The 20,236-nt window shown below is 68.4% G+C and carries 23 protein-coding genes and 1 tRNA gene; 10 read left to right on the top strand and 14 right to left on the bottom strand.

The genetic code is table 11. From position 1 onward, the window contains the following. Positions 1–102: 102 nt before the first annotated feature. The 3 genes from AB0K00_RS45395 to AB0K00_RS45385 all read right to left on the bottom strand — a co-directional run bounded on the left by AB0K00_RS45395 (position 103) and on the right by AB0K00_RS45385 (position 3,127). On the bottom strand, positions 103–546 hold the full coding sequence (locus AB0K00_RS45395; RefSeq protein ID WP_363535169.1) for a DUF6232 family protein: 444 nt from the start codon (positions 544–546) through the stop codon (positions 103–105). 466 nt (positions 547–1,012) lie between these two features. Continuing rightward, positions 1,013–1,810 (bottom strand): hypothetical protein, encoded by a 798-nt coding sequence (locus tag AB0K00_RS45390; protein WP_363535153.1) that lies wholly within the window; start codon positions 1,808–1,810, stop codon positions 1,013–1,015. 534 nt (positions 1,811–2,344) lie between these two features. Further along, positions 2,345–3,127: a PIN domain-containing protein gene (locus tag AB0K00_RS45385; protein WP_363535150.1), complete on the bottom strand. Its 783-nt coding sequence runs from the start codon at positions 3,125–3,127 to the stop codon at positions 2,345–2,347. A 967-nt stretch (positions 3,128–4,094) separates the two neighbouring features. Between AB0K00_RS45385 and AB0K00_RS45380 the strand changes: the two genes are divergently transcribed. The 4 genes from AB0K00_RS45380 to AB0K00_RS45365 all read left to right on the top strand — a co-directional run bounded on the left by AB0K00_RS45380 (position 4,095) and on the right by AB0K00_RS45365 (position 7,599). Then, complete coding sequence (locus AB0K00_RS45380; RefSeq protein ID WP_363535147.1) at positions 4,095–4,262, top strand: hypothetical protein; 168 nt, start codon at positions 4,095–4,097, stop codon at positions 4,260–4,262. Positions 4,263–4,438: 176 nt separating this feature from the next. After that, positions 4,439–5,383, top strand: coding sequence for a hypothetical protein (locus AB0K00_RS45375; RefSeq protein ID WP_363535144.1), 945 nt, complete (start codon positions 4,439–4,441; stop codon positions 5,381–5,383). Between the two features lie 348 nt (positions 5,384–5,731). Then, complete coding sequence (locus tag AB0K00_RS45370; RefSeq protein ID WP_363535141.1) at positions 5,732–6,004, top strand: hypothetical protein; 273 nt, start codon at positions 5,732–5,734, stop codon at positions 6,002–6,004. 623 nt (positions 6,005–6,627) lie between these two features. Next, complete coding sequence (locus AB0K00_RS45365; protein WP_363535166.1) at positions 6,628–7,599, top strand: site-specific integrase; 972 nt, start codon at positions 6,628–6,630, stop codon at positions 7,597–7,599. Here AB0K00_RS45365 and AB0K00_RS45360 read toward each other — a convergent pair. Together AB0K00_RS45360 and AB0K00_RS45355 are read right to left on the bottom strand one after the other, a co-directional pair. Beyond that, positions 7,589–8,563: a hypothetical protein gene (locus AB0K00_RS45360; RefSeq protein ID WP_363535139.1), complete on the bottom strand. Its 975-nt coding sequence runs from the start codon at positions 8,561–8,563 to the stop codon at positions 7,589–7,591. The genes AB0K00_RS45365 and AB0K00_RS45360 overlap by 11 nt on opposite strands. A 190-nt stretch (positions 8,564–8,753) precedes the next feature. Continuing rightward, positions 8,754–8,840: transfer RNA gene (locus tag AB0K00_RS45355), tRNA-Ser, on the bottom strand. 67 nt (positions 8,841–8,907) lie between these two features. Here AB0K00_RS45355 and deoD point away from each other — a divergent pair. Beyond that, entirely contained in the window at positions 8,908–9,615 is a 708-nt protein-coding gene (gene deoD, locus AB0K00_RS45350) for a purine-nucleoside phosphorylase (protein WP_363535136.1), read from the top strand. Here the strand turns inward: deoD and AB0K00_RS45345 are convergent. Genes AB0K00_RS45345 through AB0K00_RS45330 form a run of 4 tightly spaced genes read right to left on the bottom strand, consistent with a single transcriptional unit; the run spans position 9,605 to position 12,919 of the window. Next, a complete protein-coding gene (locus AB0K00_RS45345; RefSeq protein ID WP_363535133.1) occupies positions 9,605–10,768 on the bottom strand; it encodes an ABC transporter permease in 1,164 nt (387 codons plus the stop codon). The two genes, deoD and AB0K00_RS45345, sit on opposite strands and share 11 nt — an antisense overlap. Continuing rightward, positions 10,765–11,415, bottom strand: a complete 651-nt coding sequence (locus tag AB0K00_RS45340; protein WP_363535130.1) for an ABC transporter ATP-binding protein — start codon at positions 11,413–11,415, stop codon at positions 10,765–10,767. The genes AB0K00_RS45345 and AB0K00_RS45340 overlap by 4 nt, the downstream gene beginning before the upstream one ends. Then, positions 11,412–12,446: a peptidoglycan-binding protein gene (locus tag AB0K00_RS45335; RefSeq protein WP_363535128.1), complete on the bottom strand. Its 1,035-nt coding sequence runs from the start codon at positions 12,444–12,446 to the stop codon at positions 11,412–11,414. Before AB0K00_RS45335 ends, AB0K00_RS45340 begins: the two co-directional genes overlap by 4 nt. Beyond that, positions 12,443–12,919, bottom strand: coding sequence for a hypothetical protein (locus tag AB0K00_RS45330; RefSeq protein WP_363535126.1), 477 nt, complete (start codon positions 12,917–12,919; stop codon positions 12,443–12,445). The genes AB0K00_RS45335 and AB0K00_RS45330 overlap by 4 nt, the downstream gene beginning before the upstream one ends. 88 nt (positions 12,920–13,007) lie before the next feature. On the opposite strand from AB0K00_RS45330, the gene AB0K00_RS45325 reads away from it, so the two are divergent. Genes AB0K00_RS45325 through AB0K00_RS45310 form a run of 4 tightly spaced genes read left to right on the top strand, consistent with a single transcriptional unit; the run spans position 13,008 to position 15,915 of the window. Continuing rightward, complete coding sequence (locus AB0K00_RS45325; RefSeq protein WP_363535123.1) at positions 13,008–13,664, top strand: response regulator transcription factor; 657 nt, start codon at positions 13,008–13,010, stop codon at positions 13,662–13,664. Further along, positions 13,661–14,770: an ATP-binding protein gene (locus AB0K00_RS45320; protein WP_363535120.1), complete on the top strand. Its 1,110-nt coding sequence runs from the start codon at positions 13,661–13,663 to the stop codon at positions 14,768–14,770. Before AB0K00_RS45325 ends, AB0K00_RS45320 begins: the two co-directional genes overlap by 4 nt. A 36-nt stretch (positions 14,771–14,806) precedes the next feature. Further along, positions 14,807–15,442: a TetR family transcriptional regulator gene (locus AB0K00_RS45315; protein ID WP_363535118.1), complete on the top strand. Its 636-nt coding sequence runs from the start codon at positions 14,807–14,809 to the stop codon at positions 15,440–15,442. Further along, positions 15,439–15,915 carry a thioesterase family protein gene (locus AB0K00_RS45310; RefSeq protein ID WP_363535115.1) on the top strand — a complete coding sequence of 159 codons (477 nt, stop codon included), beginning with the start codon at positions 15,439–15,441 and terminating at the stop codon, positions 15,913–15,915. Before AB0K00_RS45315 ends, AB0K00_RS45310 begins: the two co-directional genes overlap by 4 nt. On the opposite strand, the gene AB0K00_RS45305 is transcribed toward AB0K00_RS45310, so the two are convergent. The 5 genes from AB0K00_RS45305 to AB0K00_RS45285 all read right to left on the bottom strand — a co-directional run bounded on the left by AB0K00_RS45305 (position 15,886) and on the right by AB0K00_RS45285 (position 19,032). After that, a complete protein-coding gene (locus tag AB0K00_RS45305) occupies positions 15,886–16,311 on the bottom strand; it encodes a nucleoside deaminase (RefSeq protein ID WP_363535164.1) in 426 nt (141 codons plus the stop codon). The two genes, AB0K00_RS45310 and AB0K00_RS45305, sit on opposite strands and share 30 nt — an antisense overlap. A gap of 29 nt (positions 16,312–16,340) precedes the next feature. Beyond that, positions 16,341–16,862, bottom strand: a complete 522-nt coding sequence (locus tag AB0K00_RS45300; protein WP_363535112.1) for a tRNA adenosine deaminase-associated protein — start codon at positions 16,860–16,862, stop codon at positions 16,341–16,343. Between the two features lie 68 nt (positions 16,863–16,930). Next, positions 16,931–17,098, bottom strand: a complete 168-nt coding sequence (locus AB0K00_RS45295) for a hypothetical protein (protein ID WP_354779491.1) — start codon at positions 17,096–17,098, stop codon at positions 16,931–16,933. A 117-nt stretch (positions 17,099–17,215) separates the two neighbouring features. Next, positions 17,216–17,797 carry a hypothetical protein gene (locus AB0K00_RS45290; protein ID WP_363535109.1) on the bottom strand — a complete coding sequence of 194 codons (582 nt, stop codon included), beginning with the start codon at positions 17,795–17,797 and terminating at the stop codon, positions 17,216–17,218. Positions 17,798–17,874: 77 nt separating this feature from the next. Continuing rightward, entirely contained in the window at positions 17,875–19,032 is a 1,158-nt protein-coding gene (locus tag AB0K00_RS45285) for a hypothetical protein (protein ID WP_363535106.1), read from the bottom strand. 114 nt (positions 19,033–19,146) lie between these two features. Between AB0K00_RS45285 and AB0K00_RS45280 the strand changes: the two genes are divergently transcribed. Next, positions 19,147–20,151 carry a prephenate dehydrogenase/arogenate dehydrogenase family protein gene (locus tag AB0K00_RS45280; RefSeq protein ID WP_363535104.1) on the top strand — a complete coding sequence of 335 codons (1,005 nt, stop codon included), beginning with the start codon at positions 19,147–19,149 and terminating at the stop codon, positions 20,149–20,151. The last annotated feature ends 85 nt before the right edge of the window (positions 20,152–20,236 follow it).

Raw genomic sequence — 20,236 nt, 5'->3', positions numbered from 1 at the left:
TTTTTTTTCTACTTCTTCTCTTTTTCCATCCGCTTTTGTATGGGGGTTGGGTGCTCCGCTGGTTTATCCCTCCCGCCCCCCGCCCCACAACCCCTCAGGCCGCTAGAGGACCTGGTTGAGCTTCCGGAACGCCTCGTCGTAACCGGCCAGATCGCGCCGGTCCATGCTGCGTGACCGAGCCTCGAACGCTCGCATGAGGGCCCGCTTCACCTGGCCGAACATGAGCATGTCCGAGGAACTGAACATCGTGACCTGCACGCCCAGGTGGTGACCCACCAGGTGCAACGTCCGGGGCGTGAGGGCGCGTGACGTCGAACCGACCATCGGCGGGGCGACCAGCGCGGCGAGGGCGAAGAAATACTCGCCCGCCGAGTCGATCACCGGCCACGCGATGAGCACTCCGAACACGGCCAGGACTCCGACCGCCATGAGAACGATCCGAGCCGGGTGAATCGAACCACGGACGACGTGCACCCCCTGCACCTCGTCCAGCACGAAAACCCTCGGTTCCGGTGACCACAGGGCGAAGATCTCCTCTGTGATCATCAGGTCGGTACTTCGGTAGAACACCGTCGCTGACATTGCTCCCCCTCCATATCGGGCAAGTCATCGCGGTCGTCCGTGCTGCGAGGTGTTTCTACGGGTCCCCATCCGCGAGCGAATCACCACGCAGTCAGAGTCGGCTGTCGATCCGTATCCAGCCCCCACCGGATACTTGAGCGGTTGAGACTCTGGCCGTCCATCCGCCTCAACAGTATGGATGAGGTGTGTCACATATCGCTAGGCTTCAACCTGCCATATCGCAGCTTGACGTACAACGGATGGCCGCACCGCAGCACGTCGGACACATCCGGTTGCTCTGAGCGACCGAACGGCCGACCCCGGAGGTGCCGGACGCCGCCGCGGATGCCCCGTGAACGACGAACGCCCGACGCCTGCCAAGAAGGGCGACGCCGGGCGTTCATGCTGGTCACGGGCGATGGAGGCGGGACTCGTACCCCCGCGAAAAACGCTACGGGTGCAGCCACCGCCGCCACAGCTGGAAGATCGAGATGTGCCGGGACTTCCGGTCGAACCGCGTCGACCACTGGTGCGTGACACACGCGTCGGCGGTCCCGAACGTCAGGCCGTCCACCCGTCCGGAGGCGCCGGCGCTGCCTTTGCCCAGGTTCATGCCGTACGCCAGGACCGTCGCGTCCGGATAGGCCGCGAGAATGGCCGACCACGCCGTCGGGAACGCCTGCGTGGCACCGTTGGCCACCAGCGGCAAGGCGCGGGTGCTCCACCACTTCGCGTCGCCACCGCGCAGCGCATCCCAGGTCTGCCACTGGCCGGACGTGATGGTCCGGCCGTCCTGGTACGGCTCGTACACGAGCGTGGTGAAGTCGCCGGCCTGCAGCGTGCCGCCGTTGATGTCGATCGGAAGCTGGTAGGACCACAGGGCAACGCTGCCGGGGTTGAGCTGCAGCGTGCGGTAGGACAACCTGCCGATCCGGGTCGCCTTGGTGGTCCTGGCCGGCTCCTCCAGGTAGAGCGCCTTGGCACTGTTGTCCGGCAGGGTCGCCTCGACGCCCTCCTTGGCGACCTTGACCACCGCGGTCGAGGGCGCATTGGTGGTACTGGGCGCCTCCCCGTTGGACGTCGTGACGATCGCCTCGGTGGTGCCGTGCTTGACGACCTTGCACGGGGCGACTCGCGGCAGCCGGTGGGCCTCCAGTGGTTGCTGCGAAGCCTGCGCGGCGATCCCCGCGACGCCGACAATGCTGATACCCACCAGCCCTGCCGCAACGAGCCTGCGTCGAATGCTCATGGACCGTCCTTCCCTTGAGGCCAAATCTGACCGAAACGGTCAATTCGGATATCCAGGAATCAACGAGTCAGGCTCGCGACGGACATGGCGATGGCGGCCTCGGTGGTGCTGGGCCAAGGAAGGAAGCGTCTCCCCTCACGCGGCTTCGAGATCCCGCGCAGAGGTACACGCCGCGCTTCCGGCCATTGCCGCCAGCAGCACGCCCCGCTGTTCCGCACCGATGAGAGGTGGCTCATTCACAAGGAGGCCGGGCTGCCGCTCGATCGGTTCTACCGACCGGCCGAACTGATACAGAACGACGAACGCCCGGAGTCGTCCCAGAAGGACGAGCCGGGCGTTCGTGCTGGCCGAGGGCGGTGGCGCGGGGATTCGAACCCCGGGAAGGCTTGCACCTTCACACGCTTTCGAGGTCTGCCCGCCCGCGTCCAGGGATGGTTCGCAGCGTCCGTGAGCTGTGTACATTGCCCGGAGCGGACGGGCAGGGACACCGGCGAACAGCGATGAATGAGACGACAACTGAGACGACCGGCCTGCTCATGAAGCTGGCGGTCCGACCTCCTCCTGAAGTGACAGCGGAACCCTCAACGCCTCAGGCAACGGCCGCACACGCAGTCCTCGGCCGATGCCACGAACTCTCATCCCCCGGTCTGCCGACACCACTGTCACCCGGCGTTCGACGACCTGCTCGACGAACTCAGCACGTCGCAGGATCTCATCGTCCTTGTCTGTGGTGCGCCGATGCCCGTCAGGATCAGTCAGAACCTCTAGCGTGACGCCGGGACGAATACTCGCAGCGCCAAGCGTGGCTGCCTCGATGAGGCTGTCAAGTGCACGCAGGACGCTCTCAGCTCTGCGCGCGAGCTGCGGACTTGACGCGTACGTCTTCGCATCTACCTCGTCGAGCACCACCAGGGGCAGCAGCAACCTGACTGCTTTCACGCCGAACTCCTCGCGCCACTTGACCTGATCGAAGCGCTGGTAATGCATCAGCGTATTGGTGTCGAGAACAAGGATTTCGCCCTCGCGTTCGGCCAGTACGCGAAAGGCGGAGAGCGCGTCGGCCGCCTCCAGTAGCAGACGCTGCTGCTCCTCAAACTCGTCGTAGAACGCCGATGGGCCAACTGCGAGATCCTCAGCGTGTCCGTGCGCCCTGATGTGCCAATGCCGCGGCGAATGAAGTCGCGTGACCATCTCGTCATCCGCGAACAGCGACCTGAACTGGCGCTCGGCTTCATGAACCCACTGGATATAGTTTGTGAGCAGCATGCTCCGCATAGATGAGCGCCCGTTGGCGGCCTTGTTCGCAAGATCCTTCAAGACTCCGATAGTTTGCAGGGCAGTGATTCCACGTCGTAGGCGCATCACGACAGCATGGACGACACTGACGCGCGCGGGCGACGCTATTTTGGGACCCGACAGCTCGACGGTCGATGTGGCACCCGACCTGTGAGTTGCTCAGGAAGGCCGCGCCTTCCGCCGTTGCAGCCACCGGATCGGCTGCTTACGCCAAATCGGCGAGACGTTGACTGAGCCACGCCTCGACCGTCCGATAGGCATTCACCGCGACGTTTAGAGCGCGGCCGAGTCGAGGACGCCCTACTCCCGGCCGGAAGGCGCGGATCGGCTTTGGCAGCGACGGTGATCGTCGGATCGTCGGATCGTCGGCAAGACTTGCACCTCACACATCTGGCCGGCCGCTCCAGATCGCGTCGGCCACCCTTGCTGCGCAAGGCAGCCAGCAGACCCCAAGCGAAAACCATGCGCCGCCTGTCCGATTCGCCGCAGAATCTTCGGCTCGACTACCAAGGCGCGAAGATCCCTCTACAGTGGCGGTCGAAAAGCGATTGGTTCCAGTTTAGCAAGCTACCAACGGGTAGCATTCTTGCTTCTCAATGGGTCATGCCGCCCAGATGGGGTCCGACCGCACTGAACCTGCCTGTAGCGGACGTGCGGCTCAACAAATTGATCGATGGACGAGATTTGTTGCCGGCTCGAACATGTGTCCAAAAATTGGGATCCATCTTCGCCGATGTCCTGAAGTCTGGGAGTAGCCCTTCCCGGCTGACAGCGGTGTAGTTTCCCTAGAGATCGCTGGCACTCGGTGCGGTAGAGTGCCAACCGATTAGCGCAAGCAGGCCCCGACTCGGATGGTCCGAGACGCAGGTCTGGACGCCGAACCGGGGCCTTCCTCATTTGCGGTGAGAACGCCACGGTAGCAGGACATGCCGCATGCGTATATGCATGTGGTAGAGATCCGTCGGTGTCGTGCGCGGAAGGATCGAAGATGACAACCGCGCTTGGAACAACAGCTCGCACGGGCGAACACTGCCCTGAGAGCGGCGTTTGGGAGGTGGTTGGCACGCCGTCAACCACTGCCCCGATCGCCAAGGGCAACATCATGCCTCCGTACGCCGGCAAGGCCGCCACCTGGCGGCTGATCCGGCTCGCGTAGGCGAGTTTGATCCATACGAGGCCGCCGAGCACCGCTCGGCGGCCTCGTCCTCTTGGTCAAGAAGCGTCCCCACCTGGCGCTGGTATCGCGCGACGACAGTACGACAGACAGGTAACCGTCACTACATTGGGCGGATGTCCGTACCGTCCCGAACAATGACCCACTAACGTTGGAACGTGGCATCATCGGACCGCCTCCCACTCAACGTGCAACAAGCCGTGATTGCTGTGTGCCGCGACGCGATCCACTTCCGGGATGATCTTCAAGCGGCGTTCGAGGGCGCTGGGGTCCCTCCCGAGCTGTACGCCAGGTACAACAATCCGGACAACAGCAAAGCGAAGATCGCCCGATATGTTCTGAGCGATCTTGCATCCCGAGGAGAACCCGGATACGCCGTGCAGCACAAGATCGTGGAGGATCTGTGCCGTCTGGGCAGGCCGCACAAGGACGCTCCCGACCAAGCTGCCGGAGTCAAAGCGCTCGCCGACCTGCGCCGAGAGGCGACTGCTGCACAAATCCTCGTAAGTCCGGCCGCCGCTGCCGCGGAGGCACGCCGAGCGGCCGACCTCCGCCGAGTCGCCGCCGTGGCCGCGCGACAGGAAAAGCTGGGCTCACTCCGCAAACGCTTCCTCGATCTGAGTGGCATGACAGCGCCGACGAGGGGCGACCGACAAAGTCGAGGTTACGAATTAGAGCGCCTCCTTGCCGATCTGTTCCGTCTGCACGATCTTGAGTATCGGCCTTCATATCAGGTGAACAATTCCGTGCATGCGAAAGAGCAAGTCGACGGCAGCTTTCACTTCCGCGGATTCACCTATCTGGTGGAGGCGAAATGGCGAGCCGCCCCGCCGGATTTTGGTGAACTCGCAGACTTTAAGGCGAAAGTAGATGGAAAGATGGACAGCACGCGAGGGATGTTCGTTGCCATGGCAGGCTTCGACCAAGGCGTGCTCGACCAGTTGGTAAGGGTTGCCCGTGGGAGCCGGAACAACATATTCATGATCGATGGTCGGGACATCGCATTGCTATTCGAGGGTACCGTAGGTCTGATCGATGGACTAACATCTAAAATCGATGCTGCCGAGCAGGAGGGCAGCATGTGGCGCCCCTTCCTCACATAAGCCGAACCACATTTGTCAGGAGGACGGCATTACGGGATCAGGCGCTTCAGCAAGTGAAAGTAGGCGAATGAGGCTGGCTCCCAACTCTTGACCCTGATCGGGTGTTAGTTCCACGCCTTCATGCAGACTGCCGGGAATTTCAAGCTGAACGTAGACATCGGGGCCGTAGTAGGAACCACAGGTGCACTCGCACTTCATTGCCAGAGTGGCGGTCGTACTGAGTGGTGAGCACAACTGATCGATGCATGCCCTTAATTTGCACACGGTCGCTTCCAATGCTGCATCGGGTCGGCTCGCACCAGATGGGGTGCTCGATGTTGCTCATGCGGGGTCGCCCCACGTTTTCCGGTGCTCGATTTCCTGGAGATATTCGAGGCAAGTGGCCAGCTTGACGGCGTAGTGGCCGGCGAGCGAGGCGATTCGCAGGGCGCCTCGGATGGCGTCTCGGGGGTTGGAGCCGTCGCCGAGGCCGAGCGTCATCGTGTTCTTGGCATCACCGATGACGAGGTGGAGATCTTCGATCGCGCCCTTGCGGGATGGGTCGGCGTGTTCCTCGATCGTGGCGTGCAGCTGGGCGGAGGTCGAGGTCGGGAAGGACGGTCGTCGCTGCGGGTGTCGTAGTGGTCATGCGAGGCGTCCGGATCGAAAGTTGCGGACAACGGCGCGCTTGAGTCGCTCTGTGGTGCACGGCCAGTCTTGGCGACATGCGTTGCAGTGGCGGCCTGGTCGCCAGAGTCGCCAGTGCCATCGGGACGTGTGTGGTTGCCAGTCTTGGTCGAGCATGGGTTCCTCCCGCTGCTGGAGTTGGTGCGGCGCCGGCCTGAGTGGTCGTGCGGCCGGCGCCGCACGGGTTGGAGCGGTCGAGGCCAGTCGACGTGCTCCTTGGCTGCCCGTTGAGCGTGTGCGATCGCGGTGCGTGCTCTTCAGGTGCGTGGTCAGCTTGCCCAGCGGGTCAGGGACCTGGGTAGATGGCTGGCGTCAGCCGTAGAATGGCTGACGCTCAGTCGTCTACGGCCCAACGGCGCATCAAGCATCTACAAGGGCGACGACGGCTACTGGCACGGCCGCGTAACAGTCGGCCTGCGGGATAACGGCATGCCTGATCGTCGACACGTACAGGCGAAGACCGAGAAGGACGTCATCGCCAAGGTTCGCAGGCTTGAGCGCGAGCGCGACAGCGGGACGTCCGCAAGACCGGCCAGCGGTGGACGGTCGAGAAGTGGCTCACGCACTGGGTCGAGAACATCGCCGCGCCGAACGTCCGGGAGAACACGATCGCCGGCTACAGGGTCGCGGTCAACCGGCACCTTATCCCCGGCCTTGGCGCCCACCGGCTCGACCGGTTGGAGCCGGAGCACCTGGAGAAGCTGTACGCCGCGATGCAACGGAGGGGCAGCAAGCCGGCGACGGCTCACCAGGTCCACAGGACACTCCGCACGGCGCTCAACGAGGCGATGCGGCGCGGACACATCACGAAGAACCCTGCCTCGCTGGCGAAGTCACCCCGGCTCAACGACGAAGAGATCGAGCCCTACTCGGTCGAGGAGGTGCGCAAGCTCCTCGCCCGGGCCGTCGAGCGGCGCAACAGCGCGCGGTGGGCTATAGCGCTGGCGCTCGGGTTGCGGCAGAGCGAGGCGCTCGGCCTCAAGTGGTCCGATGTGAACCTCGACGAGGGCACGCTCACCGTTCGACGCGGCCGGCTACGTCCACGGTGGGAGCACGGATGCGCGGATGACTGTGGCAAGAAGTTCGGCGGACACTGCCCGGCGCGAAGGCCGCTGCGCTCCGACACCACGGAGACGAAGTCACGTGCCGGCCGACGCAGCATCGGCCTGCCCGATGAACTGGTTGAATTGCTGCGCGAAAATCAAGACGAACAGGCCGCCGAACGGGAGCATGCGGCGCAACTCTGGCGAGAGGGCGGCTGGCTGTTTACCGCTCCGACAGGCGACCCAGTGAATCCTCGAACAGATTACGCGGAGTGGAAGCGGCTACTGAAGTTGGCCGGGCTTAGGGATGGGCGCTTGCATGATGCGCGGCATACCGCTGCAACGGTTCTTCTCGTCCTAGGCGTTGCCGAACGAGCCGTTATGGGGATCATGGGTTGGTCGAACTCGTCCATGGCAATCAGATATCAACACATAACCCAACAAGTACGCCAAGATGTCGCCCAGCGGGTTGGGCGTGCAATCTGGGGTGCCTCCATTAGGCCCTGATGTCAAATCTCCGCGCCCGCATGCGCATGTCAACAGTTATGTCATCGTCGTGCTTCCGTAGTTCGGCGCTCTTGATCGCAAGGCCAGGCATGACCGTGTTCGGAGAGTAGTGCATAAAAGTATCCATGTCAGTGGGGGAATATACGAATCGCATCGGGGCCGCATCGGGCATCGTGCGGAACATCGCTTCTTCCGTTTGCCGGTGACCGCGGACAGGGATGGCATTGCCTTCGTGGAGCGTTTCGCCGACGAAGAAGGGTGAGTTACGTGTGATCAGCATGCTTACCACGGACTTTCCAATGCCGCTGTGGCGGTCGGCCGCCTCGCGCACGGCACGAGCCAGTATCCGTGCCGCCGGCTCTGGCGAACCTACCCGGGGTAGGCATCTCGAAAGCTCGCGGTCCAACCTCCTCCTTTCTCCCTTCGACAAGCCAAGTCCGGACTCGCGGACTTGAAAGTGAACGCCATCAGGCAGCCAGCCAAAATAGTGTTTGAACTCCAGCCCGGCCTCAGGCTCCCATGATCCGTCCGGCCATTCTGCATTCGAGATAACTGACATGAACGGATGGAGTTCGTCTATGGTTCCCCTCAGGCCAGCAAGCTGCGGATTGTGGAGACCTGCAAAGCCGGCGGTTACGAATGTGGCGCGACGAATCCTCCTCCAGGCGTCTGGAGTCACTCTCTGAGGACGCTGAAGATTTCGGAACTTCTTTGTCGCCTCGGTTTGGAGCAATCGGAGGGCCTGAATCAGAGTGGAACCTTGGGCGAGTGACTCCAACATCCAATCGGCGGTCGGGTCGCGGCCCAAAAACGCCAGACCGGTGAAGGCGACAGAAGCGTTCCGTGAGTAGAAGGCGGTCTTGTTGACCTCGTCATCGTGGATAGTTCCATCGGGCTTGGTTAAGCGTCGATCGGAAACTTGAATGACAAACTGCCGCGTTAGCAGGGAAAGGATCAGCGTCACGCTATGACCATAACTCGGAGTCTTGAGTCCGTGTCCATCGATGAGCAGCACGGCTGCGCTGCGCGCCGGCCGTTCGGTCCGGCGGTGGACGTTCGGGGCAATTGAGACGACAACTGAGACTAGCGATCTTGAAACGGCGAACGCCCGGCTCGTCCGAGGGGACGACCGGGCGTTTAACCTGGCCTTACTGCGGTGGCGCGGGGATTCGAACCCCGGGAAGGCTTGCACCTTCACACGCTTTCGAGGCGTGCTCCTTAGGCCACTCGGACACGCCACCGCCGAGAAGGCTACCGGATGCCCGGCCGCGTCCGCGCGGGGGATCGCCGTTTGGCAGGATCGTGGGTATGAGCACGCACATCGGCGCTGAGCCGGGCGACATCGCTGAACTTGTCCTCATGCCGGGAGACCCGCTGCGGGCCAAGTGGATCGCTGAGACGTTCCTGGAGGATGCCCGCTGCTACTCGACGGTGCGGAACATGTTCGGGTTCACGGGGACGTTCGAGGGGACCAGGGTCAGCGTTCAGGGGTCGGGGATGGGGATGCCGTCGGCCAGCATCTATGCGCATGAGCTGATCAACGACTACGGGGTGAAGTCGCTCATCCGGGTGGGGAGTTGCGGGGCGCTGGTCGAGTCGCTCAAGTTGCGGGACGTGGTGGCGGCGATCGGGTCGAGCACCGATTCGAACATGAACCGGGCCAGGTTCGACGGGCTGATCGACTACGCGCCGGTGGCGGACTTCGGGTTGCTGCGCACCGCGGTCGACGTGGCCGCGGCGCGGGGTGTGGAGATGCGGGTCGGGCCGATCCTGGCCGCTGACGCGTTCTACACGGATCGGCCCGACCTGTATGACCGGCTCGCCGACTACGGCGTCCTAGCCGTGGAGATGGAGTCGGCGGCGCTGTACACGATCGCCGCCCGCTACAAGGCGAAGGCCTTGACGCTGCTGACGGTCAGCGACCACCTCAAGACCGGCGAGCGGATGTCCGCCGAGGAGCGGGAGCAGACGTTCAGCCAGATGGTGGAGATCGCCCTGAAGGCAATCACGAGCTGAGCGCCACGGTCGGGGAGAGCCGGGCGGCCCTGACAGCGGGGTACAGCCCGGCCAGCCCGCCGATCAGCAGCGTCGCGAGCAGCCCGCCGCCGAGCGCCCACAACGGCACCACGGCGGGCCATGAGCGCAGCGCGGAGTAGACAACCGTCACCAGGAATCCCAGCAAGGCGCCGGCGACGCCGCCCAGGAGCGACAGCAGCAGCGACTCGGTCAGGAACTGCAGGCGGATCTGCGCGCGGCGGGCGCCGAGGGCCCGGCGCAGGCCGATCTCGGCCCGCCGCTCCAGCACGGAGATGACCATGGTGTTGGCGACGCCGACGCCGCCGACGAGGAGCGCCACCGCGCCCAGGCCGAGCAGCAGGCCGGTGAATGCCTCGTCGAAGGCGGCCCGGGCGGCCAGCGCGTCGGAGGGCCGGGAGACCTGCACCTCGTTCGGGGCCGACGGGTTGGCGGTGGCGGCGAGGACCCCCGCGACCGCGGTGACGGCGTCTTCACGGGCGCGGGTGTAGATGGTGGTCGGGTAGCCGTCGAAGTCGAGCACGTCCGTCGCCACGGACCAGGTGATGAGGGCCGCCGAGTCGAGCTCGGGGGCCAGGGGCGCCGGCGCCAGGATCCCGGTGACGGTGAACCAGTGCCCGCCGAGCCACACCAGCAGGCCGGGCGCGACGCCCAGCAAGGCGGCGGCGCGCGAGCCGAGCACCACGGCCGGCGCCGACCCGGTGCCCAGCCACGAGCCCGTGGCAACGGTGCCGCCCACAGTGGACAGCAGCGACGGCGACGCCGCGAGGACCGCGATGCCACCGGTCTCCGTCGTCGGGATCCGGTCCGTGCGGTACACCCGGGCCGATGCGATCCGCCCGGTCGAGGACACCGAGGTCACCGGGCCGATCCGGGCCACCATGGCGGGTGCAGTGGCGGGCAGATGCGACGCGTCGCCGAAGAACGACTTGCCGGGGCCGACCGACAGGAGGTTGGTGCCCAGCACGGACAGTTGCCGGTCGAGCTGCGCCCGGCTGGACGTGGAGATGCCCACGACGGAGATCATGGCGGCAATGCCGATCGCGATGCCGAGGGCCGACAGGACGACCCGGAGCGGGCGGGTGCGCAGGCCGGCGCCGCCGACCCGGATGACGTCCGCGAACGACAGTCTCACAGGATTCTCCCGTCCCGCATCTGGATGCGGCGGGGCAGGGCCGCGGCAATGTCCCGGTCGTGCGTGATGACGACCACGGTGGTGCCGTCCGCGTGCAGGTCCCGCAGCAGCGAAAGGACCGCGGCGCCGGCGGCCGTGTCGAGGTTGCCGGTCGGTTCGTCGGCGAGCAGGAGTGCGGGCGCGCCGACGACGGCGCGGGCGACGGCGACGCGTTGCCGTTCGCCGCCGGAGAGCTGGTGCGGCCGGTGCGTGACCCGGTGGCCGAGTCCGACCCGTTCGAGGGCGGCGACGGCCCGGCGGCGCCGCGAGGCCAGCGGCACGCCCGCGTAGAGCAGGCCGTCGGCGACGTTGTCCAGCGCGCTCACCCCGGGCGCGAGGTGGAACTGCTGGAAGACGAACCCGATCGTCTCGGCGCGCAGGCGGGAGAGCCGGTCGTCGTCGAGCGTGCCCACGTCGACGCCGGCGATCTCGACGGTGCCGCCGGTGGCGCGGTCGAGCGTGCCGATGAGGTTGAGCATCGTCGACTTGCCGGAGCCGGAGGGGCCGGCGATCGCGAGCATCTCGCCGGGCGCGACCGACAGCGACACTCCGTCGAGTGCCGTCACTCCGCCGGGGTACGACTTCCGCACGTCCCGCAGTTCGATCATGCGGCGGTCCCGACCGTGAGTCCCTCGCGGACGTCGGGCCCGGAGACCTCGACCCGGCCCGCGGCAAAGAGGCCGGTCGTGACGGCGACCGTCCGCACGGTACCCCCGTCGAGCAGCTGCAGTCCGTATCCGCCTTCGGCGAGGGCGACGAGCGCCGCCACGGGCACGATGAGCACGTTGTCGCGGCGGTCGGCGACGAGGGTGACGTCCACCGGCGCCGAGGAGTACGCGCCGAGCTTCGGCTGCACGTCAGGCGCCAGCGTCACGGTCACGTCGACGGTGACGATCGACGGCGGGCCCGGCTGGACGGTCGCGACCGCGCCGATCGCGGCGATGGTGCCGGGCACGGTGGCGCCGTCGGGCAGCTTCACGGTCGCCTGGTCGCCGACGGTGGCGAGGTCCTGCCGGGTGACGTCGAGCTTGACGGTGACCTGCCGGGTCGGGCCGGTCCAGTCCAGGACGGGGCCGGTGGAGTTGTCGCCGAGGCGGCCCTTGACCGCGCCGACCCGGATCGCGGCGGGTGCCATGACGACCCGGCCGAGCTCGACGACGCCGGTCTCGGGCAGGCCGAGCTTCTCCTGCCAGTCCCGCACCGCCGACGCCGTCGCGGACGTGTACGAGTCGTCGACGGTGAACCCCGTGTATCCGAGTGCCGCAAGGTTGCTTTCGAACGCGGCCACGTCGGCGCCGGAGTCGCCCGCGCGCAGCGCGCGGAACAGCGGCGCTGCGGCGTACATGAGCAGCACCGGCAACCCGTCGACGTGATAGAGCGGCTGGCCGCGCTCGACCGTGCGCCCCTCGCCGGGCAGCCCGGTGATCATGCCGGGCAACCGGCCGACGACGGTGGTCGCGGCGCCGAAGTCGAGGGTCCCGTCGACGTCCTCGGTCTCCGTGAGCGTGCCGCGGGTGATCTTCGTGCTGGCCGGCGGGGCGGTACTGGCGACGGGGGCGGGGTCGCGGTCCAGGAGCAGCCACCCGCCGGCGCCGGCCAGCAGCAGGACGGGCAGGGCGAACAGCAACGTGCGCCTCATCGGCCCACCACGCTCTTGCACGCGTTCGCCGCGTCGCGGAACTTGGCGCTGTTGATGTCGATGGCGCCGTTGCCGAGCATGTCGGCGACGCCGCTGGCGGGGTCGGGGTCCGGCATGTCGATGCCGTGCTCGCGCATGCACTTGGCGAACGCGCGGGCCTGTTCGAGCTGCTCCGGGGAGAGGTTGCTCAGGGTACCGCCGTTGGGCAGCAGCTGCTGGCAGGCGGACATCGCCTCGGCGGCCTTGCCGCGGTCGATGTCGCCGCTCATCTGCAGCTCGCCGTCGGGTCCGGGGTCGGGCACCTCGACGCCGTGCTCGCGCATGCACTTGGCGAAGCGCCGGTTGGCCTCGGCCTTGTCGACCGATGGGGACGCCGACACGCCGGCGCCGCCGCCCGCCGTGGCGACCGAGGGGCCGGTGGTGGACGAGCAGGCGGCCAGCACCAGGATCGCCGCCAGGAGGATGCGTTTCATGCCAGCAGGAGACGCGCGCGGCGATAAAACCGACATGAGGGAAACCGCTTATCCCCGGCTTACGCGCCGCACGGGCACCATGGACCCTGTGCGGGTACTGGTGGTCGAAGACGAGCAGCTGCTGGCCGACGCGGTCGCCGAGGGCCTGCGGCGGGAGTCGTTCGCGGTCGACGTGGCCTACGACGGCGACGGCGCGCTGCAGCGGCTGGGCGTGAACGAGTACGACGTGCTGATCCTGGACCGCGACCTGCCGTCGGTCGGCGGCGACGAGGTGTGCCGGTGGGTGAGCACCGAGCTGCCCGAGACCCGGATCCTGATGCTGACCGCCGCCTCCGCGGTGCTGGACCGGGTCGACGGGCTGTCGCTCGGCGCCGACGACTACCTGGGCAAGCCGTTCGCGTTCGCGGAGCTGGTCGCGCGGGTCCGGGCGCTCGGCCGCCGGGCCAGGGCGGCGACACCGCCGGTGCTGGAGCGCGGGGACCTGCGCCTGGACCCGAACCGGCGGGAGGTGTTCCGGGCCGGGCACTACGTGGCGCTGACCCGCAAGGAGTTCGCGGTCCTCGAGGAGCTGTTGCGGGCCGGCGGCGCGGTGCTCAGCGCCGAGCAGCTGCTGGAGCGGGCCTGGGACGAGCACATCGACCCGTTCACCAACGTGCTGCGGGTGACGGTGATGACGCTGCGGCGCAAGCTCGGCGACCCGCCGGTGATCGAGACGGTGGCCGGCGTCGGGTACCAGATCCGATGAGCAGACTGGGGATCCGAACGCGGCTGACGGTCCTGTACGGCGTGCTGTTCCTGCTGGGCGGCACGATCCTGCTCGGCGTCACGTACTTCCTGGTGAAGCAGAACATCCACCAGCGCAACACCGGCTCGGTCGCGGAGCTGCCGGCGGAGATCAAGATCGGCAACATGGAGGTCAGCGAGTTCGTCCGCCAGCTGCAGGCTCGCCAGGAGCAGATCGAGAGCAACACGCTGCACGCCCTGCTCACCCAGGGCGCCATCGCGCTCGGGGTGGTGACGGTGATCGGGGTCGGGTTCGGCTGGCTGATGGCGGAGCGGGCGTTGCGGCCGGTCGGGCGGATCACGGAGACGGCGCGGCGGGTCGCCGGCGGCAGCCTGCACGAGCGGATCGCGCTCAAGGGGCCGGCAGATGAGATCAAGGAGCTCGCGGACACGTTCGACTCGATGCTGGAGCGCCTGGACGCCGCGTTCGACGGGCAGCGGCGGTTCGTGGCGAACGCGTCGCACGAGCTGCGCACGCCGCTGACGATCAACCGGACGCTGATCGAGGTGGCGATGGGCCGCCCGGCGCCGCCGCCCGAGCTGGTGCACCTCGGCGAGACGCTGCTCGCGGTCAACGCGCGGCACGAGCGGCTGATCGACGGCCTGTTGACGCTGGTCGCCTCCGAGCAGGCGCTGACCGTGCACGAGACGGTCGACGTCGCGGAGATCGCCCGGCACGTCACCGCCGGCAAGGTCGGCACGGCCTCGCTCGAGGCCGCCGTCACGGTCGGCGACCCGGTCCTGCTGGAGCGGGTGGTGCAGAACCTCGTCGACAACGCCGTCGCGTACAACGTGCCCGACGGCGAGGTGTGGGTGCGGACCCGCACCACCGGGTCGCGGGCCGAGCTGGTCGTGGAGAACACCGGCCCGGTGGTCCCGGCGTATGAGGTGCCGCGGCTGTTCGAGCCGTTCCGCCGGCTCCGGTCGCGGACGGGCTCCGCCCAGGGCACGGGGCTGGGCCTGTCGATCGTGCGGTCGGTCGCGGTGGCGCACGGCGGGCGGGTCGACGCGCGCCCACGCGATGGTGGCGGGTTGATCGTCACGGTGACCCTGCCCACACAAAACTAACCGACCGATCGGTTTTTTAGTTGGTACCGTCGGGGCATGAGCACCGTCGACGGCCGCCTGCGGCGCGGCGAGCGCGCCCGCACCGCGACCCTCGACGTCGCCGTGGCCCTGGCGACGGAGTCGGGCCTTGACGGGCTCTCCTTCAGCCAGCTCGCGGAGCGGGCCGGGGTCAGCAAGTCCGGCCTGTTCGCGCACTGGTCCACCAAGGAGGAGCTGCAGCTCGCCGCGGTCGCGCGGGCCGAGCACCGCTTCACCGAGGTGGTCGTGCGGCCGGCCCTGCGGGCACCGCGCGGCATCCGCCGGCTGTGGGCGCTGCAGGAGAGCCGCCTGGCCGACCTGGCCAGCGGCGCCCTGCCGGGCGGCTGTTTCTTCGCCAACGCGCAGTTCGAGTTCAGCATGCGCCCCGGCAGCGTCCGCGACGCCCTGAGCGCCGCCCTCACCGACTGGCACACGCTGCTGGAGCGGCTGATCACCGAGGCGGTCGAGCTCGGCGAGCTGCGCGCCGACGTCCACCCCGCACAGCTCGCGTTCGAGCTCAACGCGCTGGGCACCGCCGCGGTCTACGAGTCACGCCTGCTGCGGGCGGACGAGATCTACACGTACGCGCGAACGGCCGCCCTGCAACGGCTCCGCGGTCTTGCCCTGGTTTCGTATCTGGAGGATCTGCCATGACCACCGTCGTGCTGCCCGGCCACGTGTCCCCGTTCGTGGTGCACTTCGACGACCTCGACGCGATGGGCATCGTGCACAACGCCCGCTACGCGGTGTTCCTGGAACGGGCCCTGTCCCAGTGGTGGAGCGAGCGCGGCCACTCCTATGCCGGCGGCCGGCCGACCACGTCCGACGTGATGCACGCCGTCGCCGAATACTCGATCTCCTACAAGAGCCCGGTCCGCGGCACCGGCGAGATCGGCGTCCACTTCTGGGTCGAGACCCTGGGTGAGACCAGCGCCGTCTACCGCTTCCGCATCCTGTCCGCGGACGGGCTGACCGTGCACGCGGAGGGCCGGCGGGTCAACGTGAAGCTCGACCCCCGCACCCTGCGGCCCGCGCCGTGGAGCGACGACGCCCGCGCCCACGCCACCGGCCTGCTGGCGCAGCCGCCGGCGTCAGCGTCAGCGCCGGTCGCCGAAGAAGTCGCGTAGCAGCGTCGCGGACTCCTCCGCCAGGACCCCGCCGAGCACCTCGGGGCGGTGCGTCAGCCTGCGGTCGCGCAGGACGTCCCACAGGGAGCCCGCCGCACCGGTCTTCGGCTCCCACGCGCCGAAGATCACGGTGCCGATCCGGGCGAGCACCAGCGCGCCGGCGCACATCGTGCACGGCTCGACAGTGACCACCAGGGCGCAGTCCTCCAGCCGCCAGGCGCCGAGCCGCCCGGCGGCCCGGCGCAGCGCCAGGAGCTCGGCGTGCGCCGTCGGGTCGCCGGTGGCCTCCCGCTCGTTGTGCGCCGCCCCGAGCTCCGCGCCGTCGGGGCCGAGCACGACCGCCCCGATCGGCACGTCGGAGCCGGCGGACGCGGCGACCCGCAGGGCCTGCCGCATCGCCGGCTCCCAGCGCTGGCGCACGGGCGTCAGACCTCGCGCAGCTCTTCGATCTCGTCGCCGGCACCGATCGCCTGACAGATCTCCGCCGTCAGGTCGGCCGGGAGCATGCCCTCCTGGGCACACAGCTCCAACAGCCGCCCGCCGGGCAGACCCAGGTCGGCGAGGAGCTCGGGATCCCCGACCGGCTCGATGTCGGGCTCGATCGAGGGCCGATCGTCCTCATCGTCGTCGGTGGCGTCGTCAACCTCCTCGTCGACGATCTCCGGCAGCTGTTCCTCGATGTCGCCGAGGAGGATGGCGCCGAGGCGCGACTCCGCGGCGAAGACCGAGTCGGAGCCGAAGATCCGCAGATCCTCGCCGTCGTCGAGGCGCAGGATCACCAGATACGCGTCGTCGGACTCGACGAACAGCAGTGACACCGTCGCGTCCGGGTCGATGTCGCGCAGGCGTTCGGTGATCTCCTCGACGTCGGCGACGCCACTGAGGTCGAGCTCGGCCGCAGCCCAGCTCTTGGAGCCGCGTGTGACAGCGGCAGCGAAGTGCGACACGGTCCCCCCGGTCGGTGTTCGTCGTTACCCGAGAACACTATTCGAGCAGATCGGCGGTTGGCGCAGGGCTAGTCGGCGAGTCGTCGGCGAGTCGCAATCAGCTCGCGGAGACGATCGGCACGCAGACGGCGTGGATGGAGCCGCTCGCGAAGCGCTTTCGCGTCCGCAAGCTCGACCAGCAGCGCGAGCCGCCGACGACGCCGCTCGGGATCGAGCCGCTGCAGCCTCAAAGCCATGTTGCTGAGAGTGATACTCGTCGCAATCCACGTCAAGACCACACGGCAAATTCCTGATGACAGCTACGGAACGTGAGCGAGTGGCCTTGTCAGCGCAGCGAAGCCGACCGCGGTGCGCTACCAGAGCAGCCAGTCTCCGCCGGCCAGCCGGTAGGCCACGACGATGCCGGCGATCGCCAGGGCGATGCCGCTGGACACCGCGACCCCGACGGCGACACCGCGGTCGCCGAACCTCGCAAGGATGAACGCGGCGGCCCACGCGAGCAGCCCGGCGATCAGCGTGAGCCAGATGTAGCCGCGGGCGGAGGTGGCGAGCAGCCCGAACAGCAGCATCCAGGCGGCTCCCGCGGCGGCGCCGGCGGTCACCATCTGGCTGCGCACCGGCAGCGGCTCACGGTAGGTGGGCCGGGGCGGGCCCTGGGTGACCACGAACGGCGGCGGCCGCAGGACGCCCTGCCAGGCACCATAGGACGCGGCCGGGGTGAGCGGGCGGGTGGCGCTCAGCCGCGGCGGCGGGCCGATGACCGGTGGGCCGTTGGCGCCGGGCCAGGCCTGCCGTCCCGCGGGCATCGCGGCGGTCACCCCGGACGCCCCGTGGGGCGCCGGCGCCACCGGATGCGCGCTGCTGGGCAACGCCCGCGCCGGTCCCGCTGGGCGCGAGGCGTCCGGCGAGCTCCACGGCGACTCGTTCACTGCCACGAAAAAGAGCTTAGCCCGGCCGCCCCACAGGGACGACCGGGCCGAGCCACGCGACCTACCGGAGCGAACGGCGGACCTCAACCGAACAGCGCGATCCGCTTCTGCGTCACCCCGCCGATGGTGGTGAACTCGCCACCGGCGACGACCTGGCCGAGCGCGGCGTTGGCGGCCATGGCGCGCACGCCGGCGACCCCGTTGCCCTGCGGCGCCCAGTCCAGCAGCTTGCCGCGCTCGTCGATCGCGGCGAGTTTCACCCGCGACACGGACCCGTCGGTGCAGGCGCCCTGCGAGCCGTTGTTGCCCGTCGTGCAGGCCTTGTCGTAGTGCCCGCCGACGTACGCGACGCCGTCGAGCACGGTGACCGCCTGGACGTCGCCGTCGAAGACCCGGGTCCACTGGACCTTGCCGGCGGGGGTGTAGGCGACCGCACGTCCGCCCTGCCCACCCATGCCCGCGTAGATCCCGTCGGGGCCGACCGCCACCGCGAGGACGATCGCCGACGGTCGCGGCAGGAAGTTCTTGTCCAGCTTGCCGTCGACCGAGTCGACCGCGGTGAGCCGCAGCGCGTTGCTGACCCCGTTGGTCTTGTGGAAGGAGCCGCCGAGGTACACCCGGCTGCTCGTCACCGCGAGCGCCTCCACCCTGTCGTCGGTGGTGGGTGCCCAGCCCGCGTCGAGCTCGCCGGTGGCGAGGCTGAACGCGGCGAGGTTGGTCCGCTTGGCGGTGTCGATCGCGGTGAACTTGCCGCCGACATACAGGCGGCCGCCACCCACCCCGAGGGTGACCGGCGAGCCGGACACCGCGTGGCTGAACGTATTGACGGCGCCGGTGGTCCCGTCGAGCGCCGCGAGCGAGTCCCGCTTGACCCCGGCGACCTTCGAGAAGTCACCGGCCACATACACAGCGTTACCGTTCACCGCGAGCGCGCGGACCGTGTTGTCGGCCACCGGCGCCCAGTCGAGCAGCGCGCCGGTGTGCGCGTTGATCGCCGCCAGCCGGCTCCGCGTGATGCTCTTGCCATTGACGATGGCCTTGCCGAACGATCCACCGACGTAAACGGTCGCGCCGTCGGAGGAGTAGGCCACGGCCCAGACGGTGCCGTCGAACGACGGCGACAACAGCGGCGTCTTCTCCACCACCGCGGCGCCGGCCGAGGCCCCGCCGAAGAGCCCGCCCACCGCCGTGGCGGCCGCCGCCACGAGCACCGTTCTCACCAATTGCCGGAAAAGTCGCATGTGAGCACGCTAACGGGTAGTAACCGCCCAAACGGGCGCGAATGGGCACGCTTAAGGCGTTCGGCGGCCGTCCCGAGCCGAACGGGTGATCGGGCGGTGTGCGAGAGTTCCGCAGTGCGTGATGCGACGTTGAACGTGGCGGTGATCGGACTCGGACTGATCGGCGGATCGGTCCTGCGTGCACTCGCGGCGCGCGGGCATCATGTCAGCGGCTACGACGCCGACCCCGCCACCAGGGCCACCGCCCGCACCGCCGCGGCCCAGTCCCCCGCCAACGCCCGCTGGCACGTCACCGCCACCGTCGGCGACGCCGTCCGGGACGCGGATCTCGCCGTCGTCGCCGTCCCGCTCCCCGCCGTCGGAGGCGTCTTCGACGAGCTGGCGTCGCTCGCGTACGTCGGCGTCGTCACCGACGTCACCTCCGTCAAGGGACCCGTGCGGGACCTCGCCCTCGACCGGCTCCGCACCGGCGGGCAGTCCCTGGCCACGTTCATCGGCGGCCACCCGATGGCCGGTCGCGAGACGTCCGGCTTCACCGCCGCCGACCCGCGCCTCTTCGACGGCTGCGCCTGGGTGCTGTGCCTCGAAGAGGACGGCGCCGGGCTGCGTGACTGGATCGAGCTCGCCGCACTCATCACCGGCCTCGGCGCCCGCGTCGTGCCCGCCACCGCCGAGGAGCACGACCAGGCGGTCGCCACGATCTCCCACGTGCCGCACCTGGTCGCCGCCGCGGTCGCCGCCCGCATCACCACCGACCCGCTGGCCGGCACGCTCGGCGCCGGCTCGTTCCGCGACGGCACCCGGGTCGCCGCCGCCCGCCCCGAACTCACCGCGGCCATGTGCGGCGGCAACGCCGAGGCGGTCCTGGACGCCCTCGACGCCGTGCTCGCCGACCTCGCCGCGGCGCGCGCCGCCCTCGACGGTGCCGACCCGATCGCCACCCTGGTGCCGTGGCTGACGCCCGGCCACTCGGCGCGCCAGGCCTGGCCACCGGTCCCGGGCGAGACGGCCGATCTCCCCGCACGGGCCGACGTCCTGCTGCGGCTCGGCCGCGTCGGCGGCTGGGTCGAGTCGGTCGCCAACGACGGCAAGACCGTCCGCGCCGTCCGGCCTGCCTGACGCAGCCGACGCACTGGATACCTTCCGAACTCACATGGTCCAGCGCCGCCGAACAACCCGAAAGATCCGCGGTGCCCTGACCCCT

Source organism: Dactylosporangium sp. NPDC049525 (assembly GCF_040676755.1).
GTDB lineage: Bacteria > Actinomycetota > Actinomycetes > Mycobacteriales > Micromonosporaceae > Dactylosporangium.
The sequence above is the reverse complement of the archived record's forward strand: the minus strand, read 5'-3'. Positions and strand labels throughout refer to the sequence as shown.